Annotated in this window: 17 protein-coding genes and 1 pseudogene; 11 read left to right on the plus strand and 7 right to left on the minus strand. The window is 64.1% G+C overall.

The window, feature by feature from the left end; genetic code table 11:
- The first annotated feature begins 85 nt into the window (after positions 1 to 85).
- From CJ177_RS33340 to CJ177_RS33355, 3 genes are all read left to right on the plus strand, one after another.
- Positions 86 to 1279 carry a hypothetical protein gene (locus CJ177_RS33340; RefSeq protein ID WP_095869604.1) on the plus strand — a complete coding sequence of 398 codons (1194 nt, stop codon included), beginning with the start codon at positions 86 to 88 and terminating at the stop codon, positions 1277 to 1279.
- Positions 1280 to 1810: 531 nt separating this feature from the next.
- Positions 1811 to 2173 (plus strand): cupin domain-containing protein, encoded by a 363-nt coding sequence (locus tag CJ177_RS33345; protein ID WP_095869605.1) that lies wholly within the window; start codon positions 1811 to 1813, stop codon positions 2171 to 2173.
- A 701-nt stretch (positions 2174 to 2874) separates the two neighbouring features.
- Entirely contained in the window at positions 2875 to 3243 is a 369-nt protein-coding gene (locus tag CJ177_RS33355) for an Lsr2 family protein (RefSeq protein WP_095869606.1), read from the plus strand.
- Between the two features lie 685 nt (positions 3244 to 3928).
- Here CJ177_RS33355 and CJ177_RS33360 read toward each other — a convergent pair.
- Together CJ177_RS33360 and CJ177_RS33365 are read right to left on the minus strand one after the other, a co-directional pair.
- Positions 3929 to 4563: pseudogene (locus CJ177_RS33360) on the minus strand (alkaline phosphatase); the annotation flags it as partial.
- Positions 4564 to 4950: 387 nt separating this feature from the next.
- A complete protein-coding gene (locus CJ177_RS33365) occupies positions 4951 to 5622 on the minus strand; it encodes a M23 family metallopeptidase (protein ID WP_095869607.1) in 672 nt (223 codons plus the stop codon).
- 98 nt (positions 5623 to 5720) lie between these two features.
- Between CJ177_RS33365 and CJ177_RS33370 the strand changes: the two genes are divergently transcribed.
- From CJ177_RS33370 to CJ177_RS33395, 5 genes are all read left to right on the plus strand, one after another.
- Positions 5721 to 7148 carry an IS4 family transposase gene (locus tag CJ177_RS33370; protein WP_218835123.1) on the plus strand — a complete coding sequence of 476 codons (1428 nt, stop codon included), beginning with the start codon at positions 5721 to 5723 and terminating at the stop codon, positions 7146 to 7148.
- A gap of 1155 nt (positions 7149 to 8303) precedes the next feature.
- The gene (locus tag CJ177_RS33380) at positions 8304 to 9362 is read left to right on the plus strand and encodes a hypothetical protein (protein WP_095869974.1); all 1059 of its coding nucleotides are present in this window, start codon (positions 8304 to 8306) and stop codon (positions 9360 to 9362) included.
- 6 nt (positions 9363 to 9368) lie between these two features.
- The gene (locus tag CJ177_RS33385; RefSeq protein WP_095869608.1) at positions 9369 to 10355 is read left to right on the plus strand and encodes a hypothetical protein; all 987 of its coding nucleotides are present in this window, start codon (positions 9369 to 9371) and stop codon (positions 10353 to 10355) included.
- A gap of 82 nt (positions 10356 to 10437) precedes the next feature.
- Positions 10438 to 11730 (plus strand): adenylosuccinate synthetase, encoded by a 1293-nt coding sequence (locus CJ177_RS33390; protein ID WP_095869609.1) that lies wholly within the window; start codon positions 10438 to 10440, stop codon positions 11728 to 11730.
- Between the two features lie 7 nt (positions 11731 to 11737).
- Complete coding sequence (locus CJ177_RS33395) at positions 11738 to 12385, plus strand: NUDIX domain-containing protein (RefSeq protein ID WP_095869610.1); 648 nt, start codon at positions 11738 to 11740, stop codon at positions 12383 to 12385.
- A gap of 506 nt (positions 12386 to 12891) precedes the next feature.
- Here CJ177_RS33395 and CJ177_RS33400 read toward each other — a convergent pair.
- Together CJ177_RS33400 and CJ177_RS33405 are read right to left on the minus strand one after the other, a co-directional pair.
- A complete protein-coding gene (locus CJ177_RS33400) occupies positions 12892 to 13146 on the minus strand; it encodes a hypothetical protein (RefSeq protein ID WP_095869611.1) in 255 nt (84 codons plus the stop codon).
- A 410-nt stretch (positions 13147 to 13556) separates the two neighbouring features.
- Positions 13557 to 15404, minus strand: coding sequence for an RNB domain-containing ribonuclease (locus CJ177_RS33405; RefSeq protein WP_179443372.1), 1848 nt, complete (start codon positions 15402 to 15404; stop codon positions 13557 to 13559).
- Between the two features lie 1045 nt (positions 15405 to 16449).
- Here CJ177_RS33405 and CJ177_RS33415 point away from each other — a divergent pair.
- Entirely contained in the window at positions 16450 to 17118 is a 669-nt protein-coding gene (locus CJ177_RS33415; RefSeq protein ID WP_306453415.1) for a ScbR family autoregulator-binding transcription factor, read from the plus strand.
- Between the two features lie 1150 nt (positions 17119 to 18268).
- Entirely contained in the window at positions 18269 to 18586 is a 318-nt protein-coding gene (gene mihF, locus CJ177_RS33420; RefSeq protein ID WP_005564740.1) for an integration host factor, actinobacterial type, read from the plus strand.
- Between the two features lie 81 nt (positions 18587 to 18667).
- On the opposite strand, the gene CJ177_RS33425 is transcribed toward mihF, so the two are convergent.
- Positions 18668 to 19009: an Lsr2 family protein gene (locus tag CJ177_RS33425; RefSeq protein WP_005564738.1), complete on the minus strand. Its 342-nt coding sequence runs from the start codon at positions 19007 to 19009 to the stop codon at positions 18668 to 18670.
- A gap of 650 nt (positions 19010 to 19659) precedes the next feature.
- Between CJ177_RS33425 and CJ177_RS33430 the strand changes: the two genes are divergently transcribed.
- A complete protein-coding gene (locus CJ177_RS33430) occupies positions 19660 to 20166 on the plus strand; it encodes a helicase associated domain-containing protein (protein WP_005564736.1) in 507 nt (168 codons plus the stop codon).
- Between the two features lie 293 nt (positions 20167 to 20459).
- Here CJ177_RS33430 and CJ177_RS33435 read toward each other — a convergent pair whose 3' ends face one another.
- Positions 20460 to 21569: a hypothetical protein gene (locus tag CJ177_RS33435; protein ID WP_095869613.1), complete on the minus strand. Its 1110-nt coding sequence runs from the start codon at positions 21567 to 21569 to the stop codon at positions 20460 to 20462.
- 254 nt (positions 21570 to 21823) lie between these two features.
- Positions 21824 to 22918 carry an integrase gene (locus CJ177_RS33440; protein WP_257014795.1) on the minus strand — a complete coding sequence of 365 codons (1095 nt, stop codon included), beginning with the start codon at positions 22916 to 22918 and terminating at the stop codon, positions 21824 to 21826.
- Positions 22919 to 23504 lie beyond the last annotated feature (586 nt).

Here is a 23504-nt window from a genome sequence, read left to right on the forward strand (position 1 = left end):
ACTCCCTCGACGTCCAAAAGAAGCCAACCATCTTGGTCCTCCCATGCTCAGCACTCATACCCTGACCAGGTCTAACGTCGTGAACATGTCCACAGTGATCACCGCCCCCCTCGAAGCGCTCAAACGCATGATCCCCACCGCAGAGCCACGACACATGGCGGCGACCAGCGGCGCCCCGCTGACGATTCCGGTACCCGCCCCTGTGGATCTCGGCGCACCAATCCCCACCCTCGAGCGCATCCACACCACCCCGGGCGGACCGGGAGCGGCATTGCGCATCGCGCGGCAAGCCGCCGCCGACTTCAAACGTGAGTTCGCCGCGACCGGTACGCCCTCGCGCGTCTCCACACACGACCTGATTACGTTGCCCTACCCGACGAAATTCGGGTTGTGGCGCGCCCCGTCTTCACCGGCACCATTCCTGTTCATCACCAACCGAATGATGATCGTGCGCTGGAACGACAGCGACGGGACACAGAAGACACTCGTTTGGGAGCCCAGCGATTTCGAGCTCGACGCCAACACCCCGTATTTTGCCGCACTCCGCGATCAAACACCGGCGCCGGTACTCGCCAGAATGCTGACCGAGCACGGCACCGTTCCCGCGAACCTCGCCAGGCTAGGCATCGATCCGATCGAGGTGGACTACCTGGCCTTCGACCACCTGCACACCCAAGACGTGCGCAGATTACTCGGCACCATCAAGCCCCAGACCGACATTTCCCCCGACACCCCGGTACAGGGTTGGTTCCCCAACGCCAAGCTGGTGGTCCAGCGCCACGAGCTGGAAGCGATGAAGGACCTGCACCCGTTGCAGCGGCCTTGGTACCAGCCCGAGACCTTCATCGATCTCGACCCCGACCGCATCTTGCCCATCGATGGTGACCGACTGCTCGGCCCCGGCGTCGCCCTCATCCGCACTCCCGGCCACGCCACTGGCAACCAAACCTTGTTACTCAACACCGACACCGGCGTGTGGGGGATGTCGGAAAACGTGCTCGCCGCCGAGCTGCTGACCCCCGAACACAGCAAGTTGCCAGGCATTTCCGGCTGGGCTTCGCGGTGGGGCCAAGAACTCATCATCAACGCCAACACCATCGAGTCCACCGCACAGCAATACACCTCCTGCGTCGTCGAAAAGTCCCTCGTCGACCGATCACAGCACGACAGCCGCTTCGTGCAGTTCTTCCCCACCAGCGAACTGACCGCCAGCCCCTTCGCACCGGGCACCCACCCGACTTTCGTCCACGGAAGCCTGGAGCACGGGACGGCGGCGTGACGCCGGTCTTCATCATCGGAGGTACGGGTCCATCAGCCACCGAACTGCCCACAGGCCCAGCGGGAGCTACCGCGACACGTCGGCCCTTCGAGGCGACAAGCTTTGCAGAAGCCGGTTCCGCAACCGGATCGGTCTAGGGCTATGGCGCGGACCGGTGCGTTCGCCACCCACGGCAAACCTGCGTCGCCTTCGTGTGGTGGGCATGCCGTGCGGGAAGTCCTTGTAGGTCTTCAGGGTTCCGCTCGCGAGGAGCTTACGCACGGATGCCGATTCGGGCTCGCGGTGATTCCGTCGAACTGGGCCAACTGTTAGGGGTCCCGATGTCGAGTCCAAAAAAATTCGCCAATCGAGTTCGGGATGTGGCCTGATTTTTCATCGTTATCACCACCGCCTCCTTTGCAAATAGGCCGACCCCGCGTGCCAGCCTAGAATCGAAGAGCCAGGAAATCGCTTCAGCCCGCGGTTCCCTATTTGCCGGTCGAAGGTCCGCCGCATCTGTGGGTGCCGCCACAACGACGTGGGAGGACAACAATGTCCGGTCTCATCCGCAAGAGTCTCGATTCACCCGAGGAAACCCGCCCCTTCGAGGACGACATGGGCAAGCTCGAACTCGTCAACGTCCCGTCCGGCGCTGTAGGGAGGGCGACCTTCCAGCCCGGCTGGAAGTGGTCCAGACACGTCAAACCGATAGCCAAGACCGACAGCTGCCAGGCCGCTCACATGGGTTACGTCATCTCGGGTCGTATGAAGATCGTTATGGACGACGGGGAAGACATGGAGTTCGGGCCGGGTGATCTCATGGTCTGCCCGCCCGGACATGACGCCTGGATTCTCGGTGATGAGCCCTGCGTGGTCATCGACTGGACCGGCGTCGCCGACTACGCCAAACGGTAGACGACTGCACCGTGTCCCGCCCACTCATCGCACGCGCGCGGAAACCGCCGTAGTGGACGTTTACCCAGGTAGTACCGCCGGCGAGTGTCGCGGACCCGTCACCCTCACACCTCCCAATACGACTTCGACGGCTGTACCACCCCGGTGCATATGCTCTTGGGCACCTCGAGGTGGTGAACTACTACGGTTCCTTCGCCGCCGCACTGGTGTTCAACAACAATAGAGCGGGCGCGAAACTCGATCGAGTGAGCGCCTCCCTCGTCCGCCGCGCCTCCCTCGTCCGCCACCTGCACCGTGAATCGGACGGGGACCTGCGGTGGGATCCGTTCTTTCACCGCCGCCTTCATGACCATTGCCGAGCTGTACCGTTATCCAACAAGGCATTTCGACTTCCACGAACAGCAACTCACCCTCGGCGACTCCGAAACAATCGAATGCGAGGCACCGTATCTATGTGGGGGAATCCTGTCGCTGCCCGCCGCTGACCTGTGGACATCTAGTATTGCCCACTTGGCTGCGGCTACATCCAACACCCCGCCGTGGATTCGAGCTGACCCGCCTGGTAGATGAGGTTCTTTCCGCCAAGAATTTCCGTCCGACTTGTCATTTTCGATGCATGCGTGTCGGGCACAGCATTATGGCTGAGGCGAGCATTGTGCAATGGACGTAGAGTGGGTGCGTAAAGCGACGAAGGAGTTGGAATGGCGCGCCAAATAGTTGTCGAACACGTCGACGATATCGACGGAACTCCCATTGCGGAAGGAAAGGGCGAGACGATCGCCTTCTCCGTAAATGGAATCGACTACGAGATCGACTTATCGGCGAAGAATGCGAAGGAGTTCCACAAGAAACTCGGTCACTACGTCGGTCACGCCACAAAGGTAGGTGGCCGCAAGAATCGATCCGCAGGCACACTCACGTCGGGTGGTGAGGTCAAGCGGAAACCTGCGCGGCCGGACCGTGACCATGTGAGGGCAGTACGGGAATGGGCTCAGGAACAGGGCTATGACATCGGGGTCCGCGGGCGAATTCCCACCGAAATCGCGGAGGCATACAACGCTGCTCACTGACGACCGCCAGAAGGGATCCATTGTTATTTGAGCTCCGCGGTCGGGTGGATGGAATGGCAGACTGAGGGGCGAACGGCATTCACGGATGGCGTATCGGCGCGAGTTCCTGCACTAAATTCTGCTCCGAGACCTGCCATTCGACTCGCATGCCCAGTCTCGGAGCAACCGCGACCAATCCCCGCCCTTCCAATGAACCATTTGCCCTTAAGGAATTCACCTCGATCTCCTTCGCAGACTCTCTCCAGAATCCGACCACTCCGACCAGCGCTATCAACAAGAATCGTGATGCCTATTCAGCGATTCGGCGGCGTTGCTCTAGCGTCCACATGCCTCCACCAACACCGCCACGACCTCACCCACCACCACATCCGGCTCAATCGCACTCACCACCCAGCGCCCGGTCGGCAGGCAGAAGAATGTTCGTGGGAACATCCAGGGTGATGCACCATGCATCACCCTCCAGGCCGTGAGGGGTGATGAATCTCCAGCCCGCCGCAACTAATCCAGCAAACGATCCGCAAGTGTGGCCGCGGACCTAAGGTGACGGAAGGGTCCCGCCAGCGCAACACGCGCAACACGTCTACACAGTGGACAGACCCGCGAGCTGCGTCGGCGACGCAGTGGAGAAGATCTCGAAAACGGAGACGGTCCACCTCACCCCGATCGAGTGGGAGATTCCGGAGCTGGGCAGATCGACGGCCTCGTCGCGGTCGACTCCCATCGACATTCCCTCGCGGCCGCGCCTCCATCCGCGTTCGTAGATGCAGTCGACCACATGGACGACCAAGTCGAGGTCTTCGTCGCTCATGTGCTCGTAAGCGGTGTAGAAGCCCGAACTCCATGATTGACGGGAGGCGAACGCGAAGCGCATCCGCGTGGTGGCTTGTCCTTCAGCCGAGCGCGGGTCCGGCCCACCGGGGAGAGCGCCGACCCCGCACGGAATCGGTAGAAGTACCAGCGAGAGGCTCCAAGCCGTGGATCTCCGGGTGCACGCTGTGGGCGAGTTCGCGGGTCGCGGCAGCCGTACCGTGCGCCACCACCTGCCGGAGGCTCTCGTCGTGCGCGACTTCATATTCGACGGCCACTGGATCCCACCCATGCCGCCGCGCCCGCCGGGGCAAGCGGATCCGGCGCCAGGCGTGTCCACAGGACGACACCGTCCGCTGTCGGATCTCCCGATGCCACACCGAGCCCGGACGGGTCACCTCCTCGCCATCGCGGCGCAGGCAACCGCGCACTGCTCACCGCCGACGTACCCACCAGCGCCACTGCCGATCCAGCCAGACCAAATCGCAACAACTGCCGACGGGAGAGGGGCATACACCACGGGTATACCCAAGCTGCGATCAGCAAGCCCGGCCCGGCCGATGGGACGACCCCGAACTACGGAAGGCGATGCGACTGCTCGGCTCCAATGGAACGACACCTGAGTCCGAGAGCACCCGCGGTACGAGCCGCCGGTAAGCGCGCCTCGCGCACTTGCCTTCTCGTCACATGTGACGAGAAGGCAAGTACCCCAGGGTGTCCTGAAGGCTCTGTGCTCGCCGGCCGCGGAAGGGACTGCCCCGGATCTGGTCGACCTGACCCGTGAGGGATCCGCCCTCACGGTGAAGGATGCTCGACATGCCCGAACCGCATGCGGGACGCGGCTGCGTCCGGCCTGCCGCGCCCTGCATCGTTTGGAACTGACTACGCCAGGGCGAAGTCCTAGTCGGCCCCCCAGGTCACCGAGACGCCGCGGTCGCGCAGCCACTGGCTCGGGTTGAGCCGGTTGCCGCCTGCGTCCGACACCTCGAAGTGCAGGTGCGGACCGGTCGACTGACCACGGTTGCCGACAGTGGCTATCTGCTGACCCGCCGCGACCCGCTGGCCGACGTTGACGATGAACTCGTTGATGTGGCCGTAGACGCTGACGGCGCCATCGTCGTGGCGCACTCGCACCCACAACCCGAACCCGGAGGCCGGACCCGCGGAGATGACCTCACCGTCGGCCGCGGACTGGATCGGGGTCCCGATCGGGGCCGCGATGTCGATGCCGCCGTGGTGCGCGCCCCAGCGGGGGCCGTAGCCGGAGGACAGCGTGCCGGACACCGGCTGCACGGCGCGGACTTTGAGCGGAGCGGGGCTGCCCGGGTTGACCGGCCCGGGCACGCCGGGCGCGGGCGGTGCGGCCGGGAGGCCGGGCAACTCGATCGCGGGCAGCTGAACACCGGCGGGCAGCAGGCCCGGTGGGATCTCGAGCGGGCGGGCGGCAGCGGACGCGGCGCCGAACTGCGTGCCGCCGATCAGGATGGCACCGGTCGCCATGGCGACGGTCGCGATCTTCACGCGGCTGGTGATGGAATTTGAACGATTTGCCGTCCTGCGGTGTTTCGCCACAGTGTCTTACCTCGTCTTCGTCGGCTAGCCCCAAAGCCGTGTAGTTAACGGGGACGGCTGGCGGTCAAGAATGCGGGTCTTGGGCGTGTCGTGCGCGAATGGGTAGCGGAGCTCCGGTAGAAGAGGGCGTCCTCCAAGACATCCTCGACCCAGGAGCTCCGCTGACTACTGATTCTGTCATCACCCGTGTCGTCACCGTCGCGGGAGGCCGGTTCGCCCCGGGTCATCTCGGGGAGCTGACCCGAATCGTGGGCTTCGACATGGTCGACGCCGCATTGGCCGAGACCGGCAAGGTCCAGGCCCGGGTGCGTGATTTGCCCTCGCGGGTGGTGGTCTACCTGCTGCTGGCCGCCGGGCTGTTCGCCGAGGTGGGGTTCGGGCAGGTGTGGCAGCGGATGATCGCCGGACTCGACGGGCTCGCGGTGGCCACCCCGTCCGCCGGAGCGCTGGCCCAGGCCCGACGCCGGATCGGCCCGGCACCGTTGCGTGCCCTGTTCGACCTGCTCCGCGGCCCGGCCGCCGGCCTGGCCACGAAGGGCGTGTACTGGCGGGGGCTACTGGTTACGGCCATCGACGGCACCATGATGTGCTGCCCGGACACCGTGGCGAATTTGCAGGTCTACCACCGGGGCGGCGGGTTTCACGGCGGCACCGGGTATCCGATGGTGCGCCTTCTCGCTCTGGTGGCGTGCGGCACCCGCACCGTGATCGACGCGACGTTCGGTGCCAGCAGCGTCGGGGAGACCACCTACACCCTCGACCTACTCCGGGGGATGCGCCGCGGGATGATCGTGCTGGCCGACCGCAACTTCGCCTCGCAGGCGTTGCTCGCCGCGGTCCGCGACACCGGTGCGCACCTGCTGGTCCGGGTCAAGAACAGCCGCAACCTCCCGGTCTGCGCCCGCCTGCCCGACGGCTCCTACCTGTCCCGGATGGGCCCGGTCGAGGTCCGTGTCCTGTGCTGCGAGATCACCATCACAACCAGCGCGGGAGCTCGCAGCGAGACCTACAAGCTGGTGACCACCCTCCTCGATCCCGACTGTCCCGCAACCGAAATCGTCCGCCTCTACCACGATCGGTGGGAGATCGAGACCGCGTTCCTGGAGCTGAAATCGACGATCCTCGGTGGCCGGGTGCTGCGCGCCCGCACCCCACGCGGGGTCGAGCAGGAGATCTACGCGCTGCTCGTCACCTACCAGGCGTTGCGCGTCGCGATCACCGACGCCACCCTCGGGTGCCCCGACGTCGATCCCGACCGTGCCAGCTTCACCATCGCCCTCAACGCGGCCCGCGACCAACTCATTCACGCCGCGGGTGTCATCGAAACCACCGTCGTCGACCTCGTCGGCATCATCGGCGAACGCGTCCTCGACCACCTGATGCCCGCCCGACGATCACGAACCAACCCCCGCGTGGTCAAACGAGCGATCTCCAAGTTCGTCGCCAGCACTGCCCGCGGCCGCACCCGAGGGCCAAGTCTCAAGGCCACCATCGCCATCAACATCCTCACCGACATCGACCCTTGACAACACAACCCACGACTTAACTACACGGCTTTGCGGCTAGCCCACGCTCTTGAGATTCGTGGCCTCGGACCCCCGTCGAGAAGGAAAGTAACAAAACGATATCGACTGCGCCATCGTGACCCAATCGATACATAAATATGATCTTGCCCGAATACGCCCACGTCAGGGGCCTAGAGCGGCTATCACAGATGGTTGACGCCACCAGGATCACCGGCCCGGACACCCCATCGAGCAGAGTCTCGCAATGCCGAGAAAACTGGTGGTGACCTCGACGTTTGCAGGGCCGGCGAGTGGGTGCGGCGACCTCGCGATGACATTCCGCGACCCGGCGCGGGAAGCTTCACAGCCCGACGCAATCGGACCCGCCGCCGACTTCACCAAATGTGACGAGAACCACAGTCCATCCCGTCCAGGTGTGGCACAAAAGTCAATGACGCTCGCGTAGCGCCTGGTCAGCGGGTAGACGGACGAATCATTTGTTGGCGGCAGCTATCGGTGGCTGCGGTCGGGACCGAGGAGGCTGGTGATGCCGCGCATGGCTGCCGGCGAGGTTTGAAGTAGCGGCGCCAGGTTGTCGGGCTTGCGGTGGTGGGACTTGGCCATCAGCTCGAGCAGGCTGGCGCCGGCCCCGGGTCAGAACAGGATGCCGTCGGGCCGGCCGGGATCAACGACGAGGTGCTGGGTGTGCAGGTCTTCGGGACCCCGACCGACTGCCAAAGAGGGTCGCACCGCTGCTACCGCCGCGTGTCACTCATAGTTTGTACACACTCGGCGCCGATACTTTCATTTATCGCACTGTCTCCGCCGAAATCCCAAGTTCGCACAGGCCCGGCGGCCGGCCTTGATGCCCCACTCCCCAGCGCTGGAGTCCTATCACATCCGGGCACTGCCAGTCGGTTTGAGAACCCCGCAGGAAGACGTGACTCGGGACGCTCTGCGCGCCCACCAGAACGACCTGCGGCGATCATCACCGTTCGCCGGTAGTGCGCGAACGGGCGCACCGCACGCGGAAACGGTGTGCTTAGAGGCCTCTTACGCGTGATTTCCGGACAGTCAGAGTGCTCGCAATCGGTGAACACTCCTGCGTGCGTGGCGTGCGCTCCGTGGGGATTGCAATCTCATGTTTTAGTCGAATAGACTAAAACAATGGAAGCGATGATGGAGGCACTCGACGTCGTCGGCGCGGCAGTCGTGCCGAGCGACCTGTTCGGCCCAATCACCCACGACCCGGCGGCTCAGCGCGCTGCCCGTCGGCGGTTCCGCCGCTTGTCGGTTCTGATTCACCCGGATCGGGTTGATCCCGCGTACGCCGCTTGCGCGGCAGCGGCATTCACGCACGCGTCCGACCTTTTCCGCCGCTGGCAGCACGATGCGTCCAGCACGAATTCGGCCACGGCGATCGTGTTGGACGGCAGTCGCGGCTCCTACCGACTCGGGCCTCGGCATGCTCGCGGTTCGATCGCCGACCTGCACCATGCCACCGACAGCGGCGGCGCGGGCGTGGTGGTGAAGGTTCCCCGCAATGTCTCCTCGAACGCTCTGATCGATGCGGAACGGGCGGCGCTCACTGAGATCGCGGCGTCCGCCGAGGGCGGGAATGATTGGTTGCGCGCGTACTTCCCGCAGCTGATCGACCACCTCACCCACGCCGACCCTGTGACCGGCGCCCGGCGGCAGGTGAACGTGCTGGACTCGCTGACCACTGGATTCGTCACCCTCGCCGAGGTCCGGGCTGCGTACCCGGGCGGGCTCGATCCGCGGGATTGGGTGTGGATGCACCGGCGTCTGCTGCGGGCTCTTGCCGCCGCGCATCGCGCCGGGTGGGTGCACACCGCGGTGACCGCGGACAACGTGCTCATTCACCCTGAGCGGCATGGAGTGGTACTGGCCGGGTGGTCGTTCGCCACCCGCCCAGGCACGGTTCCGCTGGCGACGATCCCCTCTCGGCGGGATCACTATCCACCGGAAAGTTCCACCGGCTCCACCGCAACCCCGGCGTGGGATGTGTTCATGGCCCATCAGTTGATGCTGACCATGCTCGCCGATACGGCCCCGGACCGCCTGCGCGCGTTCGCATACGGCTGCATGCAACCACAACCTGGTCTGCAACCTGACGCCGTCGATCTGCTCGACGAGTTCGACGACCTGCTCGACACGGTCTACGGGCGGCGACGCTTCCGCCCGTTCACAATGCCCACCACGAAAGGACAGTGATCCACCATGGGATACGGCAAGTGGGATGACGACACCTACACCGCGGCCAAGACGTTCCGCGCCGCCCGCGGCGTCGACGACTTCGGCTACACCAGCGCCCTGTACGCACGGCCGAGAGACCAGTGGAAGGCCGATCCGACCCTGGACCCGCTGGGTGTGATCGTGCGGGAATGCCGGGATTCGGCCGGGCACCCCGAGTCGCTACCGATCGCCGTGCTCTTCGACGTCACCGGTTCGATGGGCGCGGTACCGCGGATCATGCAGGACAAGCTCGGCAAACTGCACGGACTGCTGCAGCGCAAGGGGTATGCCGACGACCCGCAGATCCTGTTCGGCGGCATCGGGGACGCCGACTCCGACCGAGTGCCCCTGCAGGTCGGTCAATTCGAGTCCGGCAACGCCATGGATGAGCAACTCCGCACCATCTTCCTCGAAGGCAACGGCGGCGGTCAGAAGTCTGAAAGCTACGAGCTGGCCGCATATTTCATGGCGCGGCACACCGCCACGGACGCGTGGGACAAACGCGGCCACAAGGGGTACCTGTTCATCATCGGCGACGAGCTGAACAAGGCCCGATTGTCGGCCCGGCACGTGCGCGCGGTGATCGGCGACGACCTCGACCGCGATGTCACCGTCGAGTCGGTGTACCGGGAACTCGAACGGCGGTGGAACGTCTACTTCGTACTGCCGAATCAGTCGGCGTACTTCCACGATCCCGAGATCGCGGAGCACTGGCAACGTCTGTTCGGGGAACGGTTCCTCAAGCTGGACGACCCGGGCGCGGTGTGCGAGCTGATTGCTCTGACGGTCGGCATGGGCGAGGACCGCATCGACCTCGGTGAGGGTCTGGCGGACCTGCGTGACGTCGGATCCGCCGCTGAAGCGGACACCGTCGGTCACGCGCTCGCCGTCCTCAGTGCGGCGCGGGCCCCCGTCGCGGCGAGTCCGCTGCCGATCGATCCGGCCGGCAGCGACGACGTGTCCTTCACCTGACACCCGTTCGGGAGGCGGGGCATTCGATTCCGCTTCGGGTGCGAGCCCCGCCTCCCGACCCCCTTCTACGACAGGAGATCCCATGACCACGGTGTTCAGTGACCACGACATCATCGTCGTCGACCTGGGCTTCGGCGACGCCGGCAAAGGCGCCACCGTCGACTGGCTCTGCGCACCGGACACCGGCCTCGACATCGCAGCCGTCGTCCGGTTCAACGGCGGCGCACAGGCCGCGCACAACGTCGTCGTCGACGGTCGCCACCACACCTTTTCCCAGTTCGGGTCCGGGACCTTCTCCGGCGTTCCCACGGTGCTGTCGAAGCATGTCCTCGTCGAACCGATCGCCCTCGCCGCCGAGGCCCGCGCCCTGGCCGCGCTGGGTGTACCGAATCCGCTCCAGTTACTGCACATCGACGCCCACGCGCTTCTGACCACCCCGATCCACGTGGCCGCCAACCGCGCCCGCGAGGACGCCCGCGGCGACGGCCGGCACGGCTCCTGCGGCAAAGGTATCGGCGAGACCGCCGCCTACGCCCTCGACCACCCGGACGCACCCACCGTCGGGGACTGCCACCGCCCAGCGGTGCTGCGCGCCAAGCTCGCCGCGATGGCCGACCACTACCGTCACCTGGTCTCCCCCAGCGTGCACCGGTGGCCCGCCCTCGACGACATGGTCATCATGTACTCCGAATTCGTGGCCGCGGTCCGGATCACCGACGACGGCGACCTCGCCGCCCTCGCAGACGCAGGGCGCCTGGTTTACGAGGGCGCACAAGGAGTGCTACTCGACGAGTGGCGCGGGTTCCACCCACACACCACCTGGTCCACCGTGGAACCGAGCAACGCGCGCACACTCTCCGCCGAGCAAGGCCGCGACAGCCACGTCCTCGGCGTCACCCGCACCTACACCACCCGGCACGGTGCAGGCCCGATGCCCACCGAGAACCCGACACTCGCTACGGTCCTACCCGAACGGCACAACGACACCGGCAGCTACCAGGGCACCTTCCGGATCGGGGACCTCGACGAGGTACTGATGCGGTACGCGACAAAGGTATGCGGCGGGGTGGACACTCTCGCCGTCACCCACCTCGACGCCGTCACCCGTGCCGCAGCGGCCGGCATTCCCCTCCGTAGCGCACGCCGGTACCCCGGCGTCGGCGACCTGCTGCCCCTCGGGCCGTGGAAGGACCTCACGCATCAACAACACCTCACCGACGTCCTGTCCGCACTCACGCCCGACACAGTCGAGTTGCCGACACATCCAGCAGACGTCGCGGCGCACCTCGCATCGCTGGTCGGCGCACCGGTGGTGCTCACCTCCGACGGTCCCAGTCGGGCCGCTCGTCGCGTCCGAGAGCCTGCTGTCGCATGATCACCGTATGGAACAGTCATCGGTCTCCGTCGACGTGGTCGCTCTCCGGTTCGGCAATCCGGAACCCGGCTCGCTGCGCTACGGCGTCGCGCCCCGCCGCTGGGAGCCGCACACCGGGCAGACGGCCCTGCCCGGCGTCCTTCTCGGCGCCGGTGAACGCCTCGAGACGGCTGCCCGCCGCGCCGTCACCACCAAGCTCGGTATCCCGGACGACGCGATCCTGGCCGTGGGACAACTCGAGGTGTTCGACGAACCCAGTCGCGACCCACGCGGGCCGACCCTGTCCATCGCCATGTGGGCCGTCATCACCGCCGACAACATCACCACGGACCCGCCCGCCGCGACGCAGTGGCGCGGCTTCGACGAACACGGCAACCTCGCCTTCGACCACGACCGCATCGTCGCGGCCGGACGCCGCATCCTCGCCACCAGCCTCCTCTGGCGGGACGCAACATTCACCCGGGCCCTCCTCGGCACAGAATTTCCCGCCACCCACGCAGTCACGGTCACCACTGCCCTCACCGGCAGCCGGCCCGATCAAGGCAATCTCAATCGCACTCTCAAGGCGATACCGGGACTCGAACGTACCGACGAGCGCGTCCGCGTGCAGGCCACCGGCCGACCGGCAGTCGTATGGCGTTGGACCACAACATAATTGACACTCTCACGGACGCCGTGCCACGTGCGCACCGAGCGGGGCTACCGTCCCTGACGTCGGTCACTGACGCGAGCATAGACGTAGCAAACGAGTCTGGTCGCAGCTGTTCGGGGTCAGGGCTCGGATTCGACACCTCATACCCTGTCACCGGGTACTGCTCGGTGTCTCGTTCGATCTTTGCCGCATGCGGTGACGCAGGTTGTAGTACCAGTCGGGATTGGTCCATATACCATCTGTGCGCCCTCGAAAGCGCCGTGTCGCACTCGTTCCCGTGAACTGTCTACTGCGACAAAATGAGCCATCGCGGAGGAGCTGGAAAATTCAGTCGAACAACGAATCTTTCTCAGGTTCGTGGGTGGGTCGGTGACGGCAGATCCCGAGGTGATTGGGAGAGCGTATGGAGGGTCGGAACGTTCCCCGTCGTGGTTCGGGATGATCTTGGGGAAGCAGCACCGACTCGCCGGTGCGACCGTTCCCGACCACCTCGTCAGTGGTGCTGCCGGCTATTCGGAGTCTGCCGTGCCGATATCGACCGTGAGGTCCTCGGTGTCGACGAAGACCAGACGGCCGTCGTCAAGGGCGACCGCCCACCTATGGACAGGTGCCCAATCGTGGCCGCGTCCAGCGGTGTCGGTCAGTTCGGCGTAGTCCTCGACGATCACGCCTGTCGCTGCCTCAGACGGCCTACGCACCAGCACCCGGGTGCCCACGCGCATCGCATCAGGTGACGCCGACTTCTTCTCGCTCTCTTCACTCATGGACTGCACCTTTCTTCGGCTGCCCCTCGGAGCATAAGCATGACCTATCCGCGCCCACCAGACGAACTCACAACCACCGGCCGATCTGTGCTCAGGCTATGTGGGTTCACACGTGCGCCCGCCGCGCAGGTGGCGAGCTGGCATGCGGCTCGCCCATGGACCGCGTTGCGGTCGGATTTCTCCGGGGCGACGCGCAGGGTAATTCGATGTTCCGCGGGTACTCCCGACCTACGCTGCACAGCGGGCTCGACGGTCCCGGTGGCAGCCAGGCCCAACGACCAGCGCTCCCCTTTCGCTGGCCGGAGGGCCGCTCGCCGCCGAGGCATCAAGAACTCGCCCCGCCCGTGGCCACGGCGGCGCCCACAAAGTCTTTATCGAAACGGACGCTGACCGGGTAGGTGAGCTTCGGTTTACCGGTGTGATCGGGCTGGAGACGTCTCGTCGAGAAGCGAATCGACAAGGTCCGCTGCCGCGGTGGTTCTTGCGAGATTCTTTGTTGTCCCGCTGCCGGTTGCTGTGTGCTCCAGGTAGCGGACTTCGCAGGTGAAAACCGGCGCGTGGGCGGCGCCCTCCATTCTCACGGCCCACTGTGGGGAGGGATGGCCGTGGTGTTCGGCATGGCTGATCACCCAGGCGATCGGGTTCTTCTGCGCTCGCTCCCGCCGTCTCGATGCCTGGCCCGAATCCAAGTCCATGGGTCCGCTGCGCGCTGATGCCGGCCGCGCCCGTACCCCTGCATGCGTGGTGCTCGGGGGCACCGGCTGCGGATCGTCCCGCAGCGGGGAGCCGACCTCCGGATGGCTCTCCCCTGCCGCGACGGCCATCGTCAGGCCCCACGCTGCGTCCTGCTCGGCTCGCTTCTTACTGCCCGCGGTGGCCCACGGCCCACAGACCTGACCCACCCGGAATCGGGCCGCGAACACCGGTGTGTGCGAGGGCCCGCGGTGATCGCCGTCGATCTCGGGCCGGTGCAGGTCCGGGTGCGCCTGCAGCCACATCGACACCACACTCGGCCCGAACTCCGGATGCGCCCGCGATGCCCAGTCGAAGACCTCGCGTCGGATCGGCGCCCAATTCTCCCCGGCTTCGAGCAACGTCACGATCGAGGTCACCGTCACGTCGTCGGTCTGCACCCGGCGGCGCACCTCGCTGACCACGTCACCGATCGGGTCACGTGCTGTTGCGGCCGTGAGCACCTTCGCCCACCGCTTCGAGTCGAGACCCTCGAGTTCGCCGGCCGCTACGACCTGCGCGGTCACCTTTCGATCGCGTGCCTTGAAGTGCGCTGCCTTCTCTTCCCGGTCCGCGGCGATCCGCCGATTGATATCGGCGGCGAGGTTGCCCAGCTGCTCCGTCGTGTACGGGGCCGGCGCGGAGTCGAGATGGGCGAAGATCACCCGCTGGGTAATCAGGTCCGACACCCTGCGCAGCGGCGACGTCGCGTGCGTGTACGCCGCCAACCGGAGACCGTGATGGCCATGCACCGTCGGTGCGTACGTGGCCGCACGATACGACGATTGCAGACGCGAACGCAGCTTCTCGAACAGCACTGGATCGGTCATCGCCACCGCAACCTCAGCCGCGAGGTCCTCGGTGCTGCCCGCCGTCACCGCGCTGCGGTGATTGCGGAACAGGACCGGAAGGTCCTCTTGCACACACCACATGGCGATCGCCTCGTTGGCTGCGATCATCAACTCCTGCACGATGACATATCCCACCGTCCGCACGTCCAGCGGGATCGGCGCGATCCCCCCTTCCTCAGTGGAGCCCCAGCCGTGCGCGAGATCGTAGAGGGCGAAGACACCGGACCTGCGACGCCCCTGGAGCAGCACCTGCGCGGCGTCATTCGCGGCTCGCACACCCTCGTGTAGCGGGTCGTCGACGGACCCGAGGATTTCGGTGATCTGCGCATGATCGACCGCAACGCACCTACCGGCCGGCACCCGCCCGCGATCGACGCTCACCCCGGACACCACCCCGTCCGCGGACAGATCTGCCAGTACCCGCAGCGTGGACCTCTCCGCTGTCTCGGTCAATGTCGCCGCCTGCTCGGTGTCGCGGCCAAGCATCGGCACCGTCCGACGGGACAGATACTTCGATTCACGGCGCAGGAATGCCGTCGCATCGGCGTCGGAACCTAGGGCCACGACGTCCGCGACCCCGGCGATGTGCACCTCCAGCTTCCAACCTGAACCGTCGGCGAGCTCGGTCACCGCGAACGCATCATCGCGATCGAGGGCCTCGGACCGATCCACCATCAACAACGGCACACCACTATTGGACACTGCGCCTCCTCAACCAGAAATCGGCAGCGACACTGCACCAGAAACCATCAGTACCAGCGACGGACATCAGTGTCGATCACCTCTTCCCTTCGACACGCCCACCGATCCAGCGGACTTGCGGCTACGCCGCCAACGCCCTGTTGAGGCAGCTTCGTCCCCGCCCACCCTGGTGTCCCCTACGCCCCTGGTGCCGGTCTCGTGCCCCTGAGTACCCGTTGCTTCCGGATCTGACGACCACCGAAACGGGGGCCGTGTTGTACGGGAGCGTCTCCAGCGTGCACGAACACGCCCGACCAGCACGAACAAGACGATCACCTCGCTCAAAAGCGTAGATCTGGTCTAACACCCGGGCCGACAACCTGACGCGAGGCGCGCCGTGTATTCGGTGAGAGTTCACGTTCGCCATGCCTGTCAGTGGACCTGCGCGGCTTGGGTACACGAATCCGCCACCCCGTCGCCAACTCCTCCGCCCGCCGGTCCGCTGGCCCCCACGGGTGGAAAATGCTGTCGCTGAATCGAAGTCGGTCATGACTGTTTTATGGACGGATCCTACGATTGTGCCCGAACCGCGAGCCGCAGTGGCATATTTCTGAGTATGCCCAGGTACCTGGTAACGCTCGATGATGGAACATCGAGTGAGAAGACATTCGAATCAGACTTTCACGCGATTAACGAGACGCACCGGCCCCATCCACCCCGGCGCGGCATCGCCCAGATCGACCGCTACGACAAGGACGGAACTCGGTTCCCTGTGTGGCCATCCTCCCCCACCAAATCCGGCTGACACGCTTCTCTCCTCGGCCTCGACGGCAGGTGGACGCCGACTGATCAAATCGCCCGTGCCGACATCTTGCCGACTTCTCGGCAACTAAGCCGACTCGCCCGGCGACGTCCCCGGGCGAGTCGGCGCCACCCGCGCACCGGAGACAGCCTTGCCGGAGAATCCCTTGCGCAGCGAAAATAGGACACTTGTCCAGTTTTACAAACTAATACCAACCTGTAGGTTTGATATGAACCAGTGGAAAATGCAGAAGGGAACGCCTTGCAGAAGCGTGCAATCGCTACGCGGCAGGCTGTAGTGGCCGCCGCAGCTGAGGTGTTTAACCGCCTGGGTTACGTGAAGGCGGGCCTACAGGAGATCATCGCCGAATCCGGGGTGACGAAGGGTTCACTGTACTTCCACTTCAGCTCGAAAGAACAGTTGGCACGGGCAGTTATCGACGAGGGCTGCGCAAACCTCGAGTCGGCATGCTCTCAACAATTCGACTCCCGCACACCAGCTCTGGAAACGTTGATCGGGATCTCGTATGTGATGATCGACCCGTCCAACAACGACGACCTCGTATTAGCCGCATTCCGCCTTCTCAACGAGATGGGCGACTTCCGGGGCACCGGGAACGTAGTCTTCGATCAATGGATCTCGACCTACCAGGCATTGGCGGCAAGGGCAGTCGAAGAAGGCGACTTCCGCGCTGACACAAATCCGGATGAGGCGGGCCGTCTGCTGCTGGAGATGGCATTCGGCACGCGTCTACTGGCAGCGGCAACCGACACACTGAGGGAACTGCCTGAGCGTATGACCACCGCGTGGAAGGTTTTCCTGCCCGGGCTAGTCGACGACGCGAAAGTCGACTACTTCTCCCAGTTCGCCGCTCGTCGGCTATCCTCCTACCTCGTGCCCTCCTAGCGAAACGCGTCACCCGGTCGACCAGGTGCGGACCCGAACCCCACCTCCGTCCACTGAAAGAGACGACGGCGCCCGACCTACCCCGGGTGCCAAATTAGGACCATCGCCCCGAGCATCTACTCGTCGAGACGCTATGGGCGGCAAAGCATCGCCATCGCCGGATGGCTGCTGTCGCAACCATGCGTTCCGACAGTTCCATACTTGTCCAACAGCGTGTTGGACAAATACTTGGGTAGGGTAACCAGCATGTCGTCGCAGTCTGCACGGTAGTTACTTGGCGGCTGCCTCGCCGCGCGATGAACGCCCTTTCCTTCAAGTCGGTGAGGCGGACGCCAGTCGATTCTCGGTGGGACGAGTTCGCGGACATTCGCGTGCAGGATGTCGTAGGTGTATTTTGGCCATCGCCAACGGAGCGGTGGCCCCGGCCAGTAGCGGACGACGTTGTTCCAGCGGCCCGTACTAGGCAGGAGCCAGATGGTCGGAGCATGCTGGTCGTAGGATCCTCTGCACCAGCCGCCGCGTCGGATTGAGGGGCGCATTTCACCCGTCGCGGGAGCCCCCAAGCTCGCCATCATCACGCTTCGACTCGGAACTACTATCTGGAAGCCCCTCCGGGTCAGGCCATTTAGCGAGTTTCACGCGGTGAAGGCAGGGGATCTTCCGCACGTACCCGTCCTTGGTGACACACCGTTCACCAATGCCTACGCGGCAGTGCGGACAGGGGATATGAGCAACGAACTCGAATGGATCCATCACTCACCTCCACGACCATTACCTCGTATGACGACTATGACCGACCATGGCGAATCATGCCGCACCGACACACACGCCACCACCGACACCATTGCGCAATCCATCCGAGCGCACGAAAGTGAGGAACCTTCGACTGCCCCTGCTAGCGCCGGCACGGATGTGGGTAGCACGCCGCCCCCGTGCTCATGCCGCCGAAGTATCGAGAAGCGGCTTTGCGACGATGACCACCCAGACGACGTATTCTTCGAATACACCGTCGGCCACATCCGTAGACGTAAGAACAGCCATCCGGAGGTCGGTCCCAACCGCTCAAGACGCGGACATGTCCGTTCCACCTGGCACGATGGCAAGGGACAGCCAGACGATCTGGCCGAACAACGCAACAAGGAGCACCATCATGGCACTGCCTGTCTTAACACCGGAACAACGCGCCGAGGCACTGGCGAAGGCCGCTGAAGCACGCAAGGCGCGTAGCGAACTCCTCTCCGCAGTGAAGGCTGGAGACCTCAGCGTCGAAGCGGTACTCACGAAGGCCGAAACAGACGAAATCGTGAAGAAGACGAAGGTCTCGGCGCTGCTCAAGGCTCTCCCCGGCGTCGGATCCGTGAAGGCCGCGAAGCTCCTCGAGGAACTGTCGATCGCCGAGACCCGTCGTATCGGCGGACTCGGAGCCAACCAGCGCCAGGCACTGATAGAAGCATCGTCCGCCTCCTGACCTTGGAACTCCCGCAGCCTCCGGCCAACTCGAAGTGAGCTGGCTGGAGGCTGTTTGTCGAATTCGCGCGAAGGCGTGGACTCAGTGAGCGGCGCTGTACGCTTCCTCGATTTGAGCGGGGATACGTCCGCGCGCGGACAGCTGATAGCCCTCCGTGGTCGCCCATTCCCGAATTTCCTTTGCCCGCTTGCGCCCCTGCGACGTTTCTACTGAAGGAGTCGACCGACGCTTCCTTCCGCCGACTCGAGTTGCGTGCTCGATGTAGTAGGTGAGAATACTGCGGAATTCCCTGGCGTTCTTGTCCTTCAGGTCGATCTCGCAGTCGACGCCGTCGACAGAGAACGCAATGGTCTCCCCGTTACCGTTCTTGATCGGAGTTCCGTCGATGTCGTCGATGCATTCGACAACAATCTTGCGCGCCACTATTCCACTCCTTCATCGTCGATAACCCGGGGAACACTACTGCGAAGTAATGTTCCCCTGCCACTCCGTGACAGCTTTCGAACAGAACACCGCTGATTCCAGCGTTGAGTAGGGCGGCGCGATCACTGCCCACTCGACATAGGTCCCGGCTCACAACTCGCATCGCACTGGAGCCGCGAAAATTCAAGCAGTCCACATCCCGCCGACGGCAGGGCCTCTGGTTCACGGGCATGCGCGCAACCATGATGCCCCACCGCCAGCTGATGCTCCTGGACCTACGCGGCCTGAACACCAACCGCGACAATGAATCCCCGATAGCCAGATGTCATATTCTCGGCGGGCGCGGACCTTCGGAGCCCGCGAGGAGCAACAACATGCGGCCATCGCGAGGATCCCTCGGATGTCCACACAGCTCAACAGGACCCCGAACTAAATGAATGCGACACTTCCAGATCCCGCTGATGCAAACGGAGGGAATGCCTTCGGCCGTCTCACTGAGGACGACTGCAAAAGGACACGATCGGGCAATCTGGTGAACAGATGCTCGCCGACAGTCCGGCGGTCGCCTCACCTCGATCTGGGTGATTTTCATGACACGCGGTCAATGTGGTTGACATCGCTGAAGAAGAAGCTATGTACTTTACAAATATATGGATTCCACAGAAGGACTGATCTCGATGCGTACTCACCGGTCCGCAGCCTCGGCGCTGGAGCTGTACTCAGCATTCCGGCAACAACATCCTCACACAGCGATACCCGAGAACTACGTAACTGAATGTGGCTTCCAGCTCGGTCGCTGGCAGTACCGCCAGCGCGTCGCGCGAATGCTCGGCACTCTTCCGGCAGAGCGCATTCACCAACTCGATTCAATCGGCTTCGTATGGAGCGAAGACGACGCCCCACTACCCGCGGTCACCCGGACAGACAGCAAGCGACGTCGAATGCTGGCCGAGATCGCCGCTTACCGTGAGCAGCATGGCAATGCACTCGTTCCCGCGAACTATGTCAACGCTGACGGCGAGCAGGTCGGTCAGTGGCTCTACCGGGCAGTGAAGAAGTGGAGAGCCGATGCGCTACCAGATGAAGAGCGTGGCCCACTCGCCGCACTTGGAGTCTCTCCCGGTCCCCGCCCGCGCGGACCGAGAACCGCAGCGTAGCCACCGATCCCGACCCAACAGTCCCTCCGCCTAACAGGCATAGAGCAGTCTCTGCATCTTCGCAGTATGCCCATTGCGGAAATCCTTAGAAATCCAGGTGCGGGAATTGTCGTACGCCATCCGCGTGCGCGGTCGGACGTTCCCATGCCGTGCAATACGTACGCCCGTATTGCACGGCGGAATCCTCACCCACCCTCAAACCTCTCGGCGAAGGACACTGTTCAGCGTTCACTCACTGGGACAGGACTGCCCTACAGGGTCTTGTTCATTCCTGGCGGTCGCACCGCCCGCGACTACGCCAGGCCCATCTGCGCGAGCAGCTCCTCAGTGCGACTTAAGATCGCGTCGGCCTTCCGATCGATATCCTCGAACGCCTCGGCGAGGTCTCCCAATGCCCGGACATCCGCATACTTCCGAGCGATAGCCGCCTCATACTGATCGGCAAGTGTGTCCGGGCCGAACGATGTGAAGTCCATCCCGTTCTCGGAGCCGTCTACACAAGACGAGGACACCTCATCTTCCACCTCGACATCGGCAAGCCTGTCCGTCGGATCGGAGCGGGTATGACTCGCCGAAGTGGCTCCCGTCAGATGCGCAGTAACGATCGCCGTGACCGACTTGCCGGACACCCCGCGGCGATCGCGGCGGAGTGCGGCGAAATGTCCCCATTGATCGAAGCTCGGCAGCAGGGGCCCGTCCTGGCCCTCCCGCAGACCCGGCAGCTTCCCGTAGGGCTCCACTGTGTCATCGGCGATTTCATGAGCACTGGCAAGACTTCGAGCGAGCACTCGGTTCGAGGGGTAGCGATCGAAGAATGCCTGAAGGCGTGCCCATCTCAGGTAGATCGCGACAGGGCAGCACTGAGGGTCGTCCGCTAATGGGTGCAGCTCCACAGCGTGTCCGGCGCCGACGGTCACGATACTCCCGTCATACGTGACGTCGCTCCGTTGAAGGTCCCCCACCTTGGTCGCGGACATCCCAACAATGCAGTTGAGCACCAGGATGAGCGCATCCCTTCGACCAAACAGTCCTTGTGGCCAACCGACAGTTGGCAGCGTCAACAACGCCTTGCGTGCGGTGCGAGAGAGATCGTCGCGTCTACCTTCACGTGCTGACAGAACTTGGCGGATCACTCGAGCAGACCCAGGCGTGGGGTACCCACTGGCGTTGTGCACCCAATTGATCGCTGCGACACGGCGCCGTTGGGTGGACTGAGCCGCCGGATGCTCGTCAAGGAAGCTCGCGAGGGCAAGGGGATCAGCGGGGAGCGCCGACGCCGCCAGCGCAGTACACCAATCAGCGAACAGAGCCCAATCGTATCGGTACTGTGCACCCTGACCCTGCCGGGGAAACAGCGCGAAAAAATTCTGCACGCCTTTGATTTCCGACTGCGCGATCGTCACAGTACGAGGCTATGCAATACGATGCCGCCGATCACGCACCCGAGCCATGTGTCCCCCAGAGAGTTCTCTTCCCGAGTCGGCCTGCTGCCCCCTCCGCACGTTCGGCCTCGTCCCCCGGGCCAGCCGCGCAACGGACGAAGAACTGCAACCGCACGCTCACCAAAGCCCCGCCCTCTGTCACCTTCGCTCCCAATAGCGAGATCGGGCCCGGAGCCCAACTCTTCTTACGCTCGCTCCCAAGACCACTCACGACACTAAGCCGTGCGGCGCAAAGATCGGCAGCGCTGCGAGTCGTTGTCCAGGCGCTCCGCAGCAGAGCCGGCCCGCAACGACTCTCCCCCTACCCTTTCGACGAACTCGTGGGAATGGCCGGCAAGGGCTGCGCGCCGCCGTATCGCGGCATGAATTGCAGCGCCCGAGAGCGCGCCCGAGTTTATGTTGCCATTCGCACGGATCGCACGGAAAACCGGTAACGCCGGATCCTGGACAACTGGCGCTGCGGAAAGGCAGACGTGGCCTTCGAACTCCTCGTGTTGGTGGAGCAACCGAATCACACCTGGACGACCGAAGCCGTCGACAGCCGAAACCACCTCGAGCCAGCGCCTGTAGGCACACGGCGCGCACATTGTGTGATCCCGCGATGACTCGACATGCTTGATCAAGCCATCGACCAGACCCCCGTGCGGACCTGGAATCTGGACGCGAAGATCCCCGTCTCCGCACTGGGCCACGTCAGCAATGGTGAGCATGGACAGCTCGCAGCGCCGAAGTACCCCCGCGAAACCCATTAATAACAGTGCGCTGTCGCGGCGCTCCCGTGCACGCTTGACCCATGTCGTCGCGTCACGACGGCTCGCATCGACAATTCCTTCGAGCTCGCCGATACGAAGTGGGTGCGCCCGTTTGGTTGGGCGGTCACCGTTCTGCTTGTATCCCCTTCGCGCGTTCGCAAGCGCGTCTTTGACACACGGCGACCGACCGGGCAGGGGCAATCCAGATGCGCGGTGCCAATAGTTGATGGACGCCACCCACCGACTCAATGTCGCAATGGAGTACATCCGATCGCCCACCTCGGACCGCGTCTCCGCGCTCTCACGCACATAGGCGGCGACAGCACGAGGATCGGTCGGCATCAATGAAATTTCACGGGGCGCACACCAACTCGCGAACCTAACCCAGTCCTGCCGGTAATTTCGTGCAGTGCTGGCAGATTGCAGCCGGTCGAGTTCGGCGACGATTCGATCGTCAACTCCCGGCAGCGACTCCGTCGCGTCACCGCCCGACGGAACGGTAGGCATGGCCTCCGCTGACGTCGAGCTTGCAGGGCGTGACACATCGTGATTGCTCACGTGCACATCATTCCAGGCGTAGCGGTCGTTTTCGTGGATCCGCCACGCCGTGCCGCGCTGGCACAGCTGCGGACGCGATGTTCTCGTTTGCCGGATGTGGTGATGCACGGTGCATCACCCCCGGTCGCGCGGCCGACTGAAGCGGACCCCGCTCCCCACACCCTCACACGACCACCCCCTGACACTTCCTTCTGACGTTGATGGAACCCGAGGCAGCTCCCCGCAACAGTCGATCGCAACTTCCATTGCTCGGATGGCGCCTATACTCTTGGAAGAGGTCCTGACCTGGGGACTCTTCCTCACATCGAGTGCTGAGCTCCTTTTAGCGTGGGTCTGATAACAGATTGCGGAAGTGACTGGACCTAGCTTCTTTTCTTCGCCGTTTCCGCAGAATACTCACCGCTCGCCGAGGGCCAGACGGCCGTAGGTCCCGCTGCTGCAAATCCACCCCGGAACCTCTTGACCAGGTATTTCGTTGCCATCGGACGTGGTGACTACGGTCAGCACGAGTTGTGCGACGGTTCCCCATTTTTGCGGGCACCGCGATAACTGGTTGGAGGCACTTCGCCGACGGCTTTGCGCTCGT

Origin of the sequence: Rhodococcus sp. ACPA1 (genome assembly GCF_002300195.1) — a bacterium.
Classification (GTDB): Bacteria; Actinomycetota; Actinomycetes; order Mycobacteriales; family Mycobacteriaceae; genus Rhodococcus_F; species Rhodococcus_F opacus.

What these genes read in the sequence shown, in the direction of transcription:
- CJ177_RS33395 (WP_095869610.1), top strand. Translation starts at nt 11,738, where the DNA reads ATGGAACAGTCATCGGTCTCCGTCGACGTGGTCGCTCTCCGGTTCGGC.
- CJ177_RS33385 (WP_095869608.1), top strand. Translation starts at nt 9,369, where the DNA reads ATGGGATACGGCAAGTGGGATGACGACACCTACACCGCGGCCAAGACG.
- CJ177_RS33390 (WP_095869609.1), top strand. Translation starts at nt 10,438, where the DNA reads ATGACCACGGTGTTCAGTGACCACGACATCATCGTCGTCGACCTGGGC.
- mihF (WP_005564740.1), top strand. Translation starts at nt 18,269, where the DNA reads ATGGCACTGCCTGTCTTAACACCGGAACAACGCGCCGAGGCACTGGCG.
- CJ177_RS33430 (WP_005564736.1), top strand. Translation starts at nt 19,660, where the DNA reads ATGGATTCCACAGAAGGACTGATCTCGATGCGTACTCACCGGTCCGCA.
- CJ177_RS33370 (WP_218835123.1), top strand. Translation starts at nt 5,721, where the DNA reads ATGGGTAGCGGAGCTCCGGTAGAAGAGGGCGTCCTCCAAGACATCCTC.
- CJ177_RS33405 (WP_179443372.1), bottom strand. Translation starts at nt 15,404, where the DNA reads ATGGTGGATCGGTCCGAGGCCCTCGATCGCGATGATGCGTTCGCGGTG.
- CJ177_RS33355 (WP_095869606.1), top strand. Translation starts at nt 2,875, where the DNA reads ATGGCGCGCCAAATAGTTGTCGAACACGTCGACGATATCGACGGAACT.
- CJ177_RS33380 (WP_095869974.1), top strand. Translation starts at nt 8,304, where the DNA reads ATGATGGAGGCACTCGACGTCGTCGGCGCGGCAGTCGTGCCGAGCGAC.
- CJ177_RS33340 (WP_095869604.1), top strand. Translation starts at nt 86, where the DNA reads ATGTCCACAGTGATCACCGCCCCCCTCGAAGCGCTCAAACGCATGATC.
- CJ177_RS33345 (WP_095869605.1), top strand. Translation starts at nt 1,811, where the DNA reads ATGTCCGGTCTCATCCGCAAGAGTCTCGATTCACCCGAGGAAACCCGC.
- CJ177_RS33400 (WP_095869611.1), bottom strand. Translation starts at nt 13,146, where the DNA reads ATGAGTGAAGAGAGCGAGAAGAAGTCGGCGTCACCTGATGCGATGCGC.